General features: G+C 45.1%; 5 protein-coding genes, 1 pseudogene and 1 riboswitch. Of the genes and pseudogenes, 3 read left to right on the top strand and 3 right to left on the bottom strand.

Translation table 11 applies throughout. From position 1 onward, the window contains the following. Nucleotides 1–148: 148 nt before the first annotated feature. The 3 genes and pseudogenes from QTO00_RS13990 to QTO00_RS13980 all read left to right on the top strand — a co-directional run. Nucleotides 149–1048, top strand: a pseudogene (locus QTO00_RS13990) (sugar phosphate nucleotidyltransferase); the annotation flags it as partial. Further along, on the top strand, nt 1038–2495 hold the full coding sequence (gene glgA / locus QTO00_RS13985; RefSeq protein WP_331425347.1) for a glycogen synthase GlgA: 1458 nt from the start codon (nt 1038–1040) through the stop codon (nt 2493–2495). The pseudogene QTO00_RS13990 and the gene glgA, both read left to right, overlap by 11 nt. A 153-nt stretch (nt 2496–2648) precedes the next feature. After that, on the top strand, nt 2649–3452 hold the full coding sequence (locus tag QTO00_RS13980; RefSeq protein WP_331425348.1) for an alpha/beta fold hydrolase: 804 nt from the start codon (nt 2649–2651) through the stop codon (nt 3450–3452). Here the strand turns inward: QTO00_RS13980 and QTO00_RS13975 are convergent. The 3 genes from QTO00_RS13975 to QTO00_RS13965 form a co-directional block, all read right to left on the bottom strand. Next, a complete protein-coding gene (locus QTO00_RS13975; RefSeq protein WP_331425346.1) occupies nt 3449–3754 on the bottom strand; it encodes a putative signal transducing protein in 306 nt (101 codons plus the stop codon). The genes QTO00_RS13980 and QTO00_RS13975 overlap by 4 nt on opposite strands. Continuing rightward, entirely contained in the window at nt 3754–4446 is a 693-nt protein-coding gene (locus tag QTO00_RS13970; protein WP_331425345.1) for a TVP38/TMEM64 family protein, read from the bottom strand. Before QTO00_RS13970 ends, QTO00_RS13975 begins: the two co-directional genes overlap by 1 nt. A gap of 122 nt (nt 4447–4568) precedes the next feature. Beyond that, entirely contained in the window at nt 4569–5159 is a 591-nt protein-coding gene (locus QTO00_RS13965; protein WP_331425344.1) for a TfoX/Sxy family DNA transformation protein, read from the bottom strand. A 131-nt stretch (nt 5160–5290) separates the two neighbouring features. Further along, nucleotides 5291–5377: riboswitch (cyclic di-GMP riboswitch) on the bottom strand. Nucleotides 5378–5527: the final 150 nt, after the last annotated feature.

Raw genomic sequence — 5527 nt, 5'->3', positions numbered from 1 at the left:
GAACCACGGTTGATTAAGGATTTATTGTACTGCTTCCAGTTAGTTGTTTTGTAACGAGGTTTAGGCATGAGGCTACGACGATTGATGGGCGTAGCCGCTCAGATCGTAGTTTCTTGATTTAGTTCCATCGAATTACGCAACAAAGCCCCTACGTTTTATGCAGATGTCGGAACCAGACCAAGTGTGTATTTTTGGATCGGATCACATTTATAAGATGGATATTAAGCAGATGCTCGATTTCCATAAGCAGAAAGAGGCGTCTCTAACGGTTTCGGCACTGCGCATGCCTTTGGAAGAAGCATCACAGTTTGGTGTGATTGAAGTGGATGCTGATGGGCGCATGATTGGTTTTGAAGAGAAACCAGCTAACCCGAAAGCCATTCCAAACGATCCGGATCATGCTTTGGTGTCAATGGGTAACTACGTGTTTGAAGCACAACCTCTATTTGCAGAGTTGATTGAAGATGCGGAAAACCCTGAGTCATCGCACGACTTCGGTAAAGACATCATCCCTAAGATGTTTCCTCAAGGTGATGTGTTTGTTTACGACTTTAGCACTAACCGTATCCCTGGGGAGAAGGAAGAGGTGTACTGGCGTGATGTCGGTACCATCGATGCCTATTGGCAAGCGCATATGGATTTGCTTAAGGCGGATGCTCCGTTCTCTCTCTACAACCGGAAATGGCCGCTGCATACCTACTACCCACCGTTGCCGCCTGCGACGTTTACTGATTCAGCGAATGGTCGAGTGCAAATTATAGACAGCCTAGTCTGTAACGGCAGTTATGTGAGTGGGTCGCGTATAGAGAAGTCGGTACTCGGATTCCGCAGTAATATCGCGTCTGCATGTGATATTAGTGAAAGTATACTGCTAGGCGATGTTAAGATTGGTGATGGGTGTGTTTTACGCCGAGTCATTATAGATAAAGATGTAGAGATTGCGGCAGGAACCCAAATTGGTGTGAACCTTTCTGAAGATAAAAAGCATTACCATGTGTCTGAGGATGGTGTTGTCGTGATTCCAAAAGGAGCGCGCATTGGCTGCTAGGGATTTATCTGTTTTATTTGTAGCGTCAGAAGTCGAAGGGTTAATCAAGAGTGGTGGTTTGGCGGATGTCGCCAAAGCACTGCCCGAAGCTCTGAGAGCTTTACAACAAGACGTCCGAACAACGCTACCTGCCTATCGTAATCTCGCTGGAATAGAGCATGCTCCTGTCGTGCTTGAGACGCATCTTGATTACTGGCCGCATACTGAATATAGAGTCAAAGCACTCGAGGTTGTGGGTGTGCCTGTATATGCTATTGAGTGTGCCAAGTACTTCGATAGACCGGAAATGTACGCTGAAAATAACCATGCCTATGAGGACAATGGTGAGCGGTTTGCGTTCTTTAGTGCTGCCTGTTTAGATATGTTACCCAAGCTAGGTTTTAAGCCTGATATTATCCATGCAAATGATTGGCATACGGGCTTTGTTCCTTATCTACTCAAACATCGTTATCGAGCGGATGACTTTTTCAGCGGCATCAAGAGTGTCTTGACCATCCACAATGCGGTATTTAAAGGTGTGTTTAGCTATGATGAGTTGCAGTCATTGCCTGAGATGCATACTCATTACGCGCCCGATGCGGCCGTGAGTTTAACTCATGTCACCATGCTTAGAGCAGGGGTGTTGAGTGCTGATAAGATCAACGCAGTCAGTCCGACTTACGCCCAAGAGCTGAAAACCGAGTTAGGCAGCCATGGTATGGCTGCAGAATTTCAACTTCGCTCTGCGGACTTGGTTGGTATCCTGAACGGGTGCGATTACTCGGCTTGGAATCCAAGTAATGATCCATGTTTGCCGATGACCTACAAGGCTAACTACCAAAGTATGGTTCGTGGCAAAAAGGCGTGTAAACGAGCGTTGCAGCAGAAAGTGGGGCTAGCAGAGCAAGAGGTCGCTGTCTATGGCATGGTTTGCCGTTTGACGCACCAAAAAGGTATTCATTATCTGTTGCCAATTTTGAATGATTTTCTTAAGTATCAGGTGCAAGTCGTGATTGTTGGAACTGGTGATCCTACGCTTGCTGCACAGTTGAAAGAGATCGTTGCTTTGCATAGCGATAATTTTGCGTTCATCGAGGCCTACGACAACGAGCTAGCTCACCTCGTAGAAGCAGGGTCAGACTTCTTTATTATGCCGTCTGAGTTTGAGCCTTGTGGTTTGAATCAGATCTACAGTATGGCTTACGGAACGTTGCCTATTGTTCGTGGTGTCGGAGGATTGCGAGACAGCGTTAACGACTACGATGCCGACCCTGAGAACGCGACTGGATTTGTTTTTGATCAACCAGAGCCTGCGGATCTGCTACACATACTGCAACGTTCTTTATTGCTGTATGCTCAGGAGCCGAATGAGGTGAAGCGAGTTCAGCTTCATGCGATGGAACAAGACTTTTGTTGGAACAAAGCTGCCAATGCATACATTGCTTTGTATCACACCGCACTCAGTTAGGCTGATAACTGATATTAAACTGGGCGTCTATTCGACGCCTTTTTTACACATTTCGTAAAAATAATATTTAAGATTTAACGTAATTTGACTTAAACCATCCTATGTTTATGGTAATCTCCCTATCCAGATTTTACTGAGTTATCTTTGTTTTTTATGAGTGATACCTTGTTATTCCACAAAACGTTTACCCACCCAAAGAGCAACGAGTGGGTGGTGTTTGTGCATGGTGCAGGTGGAAGTTCATCGATTTGGTTTAAGCAAATCAAGGCCTACAAAGAGCACTTTAACTTGCTACTGATTGATCTCCGTGGTCATGGAAAATCCAACCAACTAATTAAAGAGCTGATTGCCAATCGTTACACCTTTCGCGCTGTAACTATGGATATATTGAAGGTTCTTGATCACCTAAAAATTCACTCGGCCCACTTTGTTGGTATGTCTCTAGGGACGATTATCGTGCGTAACTTGGCAGAATTGGCAACGGACAGAGTTCAGTCAATGGTGCTTGGTGGCGCTGTCACGCGGTTTAACGTTCGCTCACAGATTTTGGTTAGGCTAGGTGGCATGTGCAAGCACATCGTGCCTTACATGTGGTTATACAGCTTATTTGCTTATATCGTGATGCCGCAGCGTACACAGAAGGAATCTCGCCATCTGTTTATCCGCGAAGCTAAGAAGCTATGCCAGAAAGAGTTTAAACGCTGGTTTATCCTCACTGCTGAAGTTAATCCGCTGATGAAATACTTTAAAGATCGCGAGCTGCCAATCCCAACGCTTTATCTGATGGGTGAGAGGGACTATATGTTCATTCAGCCTGTGAAAGAGATGGTTGCAGCACATCGCAAGAGTAAGTTGCTAGAAATTGCAGATTGTGGCCACGTGTGTAACGTGGAGCGACCTGAAGAATTTAACCATCATTCGATTAAGTTTATCCAACAGCAGATAACTCGCAGCTAATGGGCGTTTTGCCCACATTGCCAACAGACACCAAATTGTGGTTCGTTACATTCGCCGCATTGCTGACAAAACCAATTCTCGCCCTTATGTAAGCTATTAAACTGTTCAATCACATCCAGAGCTTGCTGTTTTTTACTCTGTGTAAGCAACCAGATATAGGGCTCGCTGCAATCACCAAAGGGCACTTCTCCCTGAAGGCCAAAAATGCCTTCACCTCGAACTTCGCAATCAATGTTATGTGATTTAAGAAGCTCACAAACAATGTGAGCTTCGGTTGGCGTAGCAGCGGAATAGACCTTCATTAAGCGTTTCCGTTGGAGGTAGAAGGGGAGGTTCTAATTTTACCCATCACCCACTTAGCAATAATAGGGAACAGTCCTAGTAGTGCGAATGAAGCAAGTACAGTAGGGGATACAATTCCAGCCAGGCTATCAATTTGTGCGAGCTGAGTACCTGCGTTTAAGTACACGGCAGTGCCGGGCAACATTCCGAGTTGGCTGACTAGATAGAATCGAATCGTTGTAATCGGTGTTAAGCCCATCAGCAAGTTGATTAGGAAGAATGGAAACACAGGGATCAGACGTAGTGAAAATAGATAGAATGCGCCATCTTTTTCCACCCCTTGGTTAAATGCGTTGAGCTTGGTACCGAATTTATTCTGCACCCAATCACGGAGCAAATACCGGCTACTTAAGAATGCTAGCGTCGCACCAATTGTGCTGGCGAAAGAGACAAGCAATAAGCTGGTCCAAAATCCGAATAGTGCTGCGCCTAGCAAGGTCACTACAGCAGCTCCGGGAATCGAAAAGGCGGTAATCAACACATAGGCAATAAAGTAACTGGCGGCAGCCAAGGTAAAGTTGCCTGCAATAAACGCGGCTAACTCAGCTTGTTGGGCTTTGGCGTTTTCCAGAGTTAAGTACTGGCCAAAGTTAACACCGAGTAGAACAATTAATATGACGAATACAATGCCTAGGATGATTTTCTTATTCATGTCGAGCTGCTCCATTGAAAGCATGGATATATTAGTGTTACTAGACAAGACAGGGAAAGCAAGACACAAATTTCACAGGTAATAAAAAAGTCAGCATATTTGCTGACTTTATATCGATATGACTAGCTGACTTGAGAGAGCAGCTCTTGCCGACGGCTTTGTGGTATAACCGACCAGTGAGTACCGTTAATTGCACCTTCCAATGCCCAAAGGAGCTCGATCGCCACATCGGTAGAGTGTGTGGACTGGATGGCTTTAAATGCGTTTACAGCGCCCACTTCTTCAAGGTTTTCAACGGATTCGATACCTGCTTTTTTCAGCATTCGTTCCGTTGCTAAACGAAGATTGGGTAAGTCTTTTAATCGGTCCGGTTTTGCTTGAGATTGCGTTTTTTTCTCGGCGTTCGCCGCTTTCAGAGCTATGCCCGCGATCTCTAGGGTGCTTTTCGCATCTGCCGCCCAGTCTTCACTCAAAGCAAAGTACTTAGTGACAACAGGGAACCCTCTTTTTTTGTAAACATAGGGTTCGAGTCCTTGAGATTTGAACTGTTGAGCAAGAGTCTCATCAGCTCGTACGTGAAGCTTATCGTTTACTACAAGTGCGAACATGGTGTCATCGGCAAAAATGCCAAAACCGCCAAACATTGAGCGAGACTTTATATAGCCTAGCTGCTCAAAGAGTCGCATTGAGTCCTTTAGTACTGGTTTATCCATGCTGTGTATTCTCGGTGTATATGTATACGCCACCAATGCAGGTCCGAGAGAGTAGCAAAATAATGCAGGTGTAATGTCAATTAGGCGTCATACGAGCGCAAAAATGCGCTATGACAGTTTGCATATTCGCCATCGGCAACCCCGCTACCAGACAATTTCTTGTGTAAGGCCGGAGGCTTTGCGTCCCATCCTTTCGGAATGGTTTGCCCTGTTCGTGGCATTTATCGAACACGTTAAGAATAAATAAAATATGCGCAGAACATCACATTAGAATGAGATAAATGTGATGCTGGTTCAATAAATAGGGTATTTTGAGGCCTAGCTAACTTATGAAAAGCTAGCTAGGTATTTGGTGAGGGAATTACTTG

The sequence above is a fragment of the Vibrio sp. M260118 genome (assembly GCF_036533755.1).
Lineage (GTDB): Bacteria > Pseudomonadota > Gammaproteobacteria > Enterobacterales > Vibrionaceae > Vibrio.
The sequence above is the reverse complement of the archived record's forward strand: the minus strand, read 5'-3'. Positions and strand labels throughout refer to the sequence as shown.

What these genes read in the sequence shown, in the direction of transcription:
- QTO00_RS13980 (WP_331425348.1), top strand. Translation starts at nt 2,649, where the DNA reads ATGAGTGATACCTTGTTATTCCACAAAACGTTTACCCACCCAAAGAGC.
- QTO00_RS13970 (WP_331425345.1), bottom strand. Translation starts at nt 4,446, where the DNA reads ATGAATAAGAAAATCATCCTAGGCATTGTATTCGTCATATTAATTGTT.
- QTO00_RS13975 (WP_331425346.1), bottom strand. Translation starts at nt 3,754, where the DNA reads ATGAAGGTCTATTCCGCTGCTACGCCAACCGAAGCTCACATTGTTTGT.
- QTO00_RS13965 (WP_331425344.1), bottom strand. Translation starts at nt 5,159, where the DNA reads ATGGATAAACCAGTACTAAAGGACTCAATGCGACTCTTTGAGCAGCTA.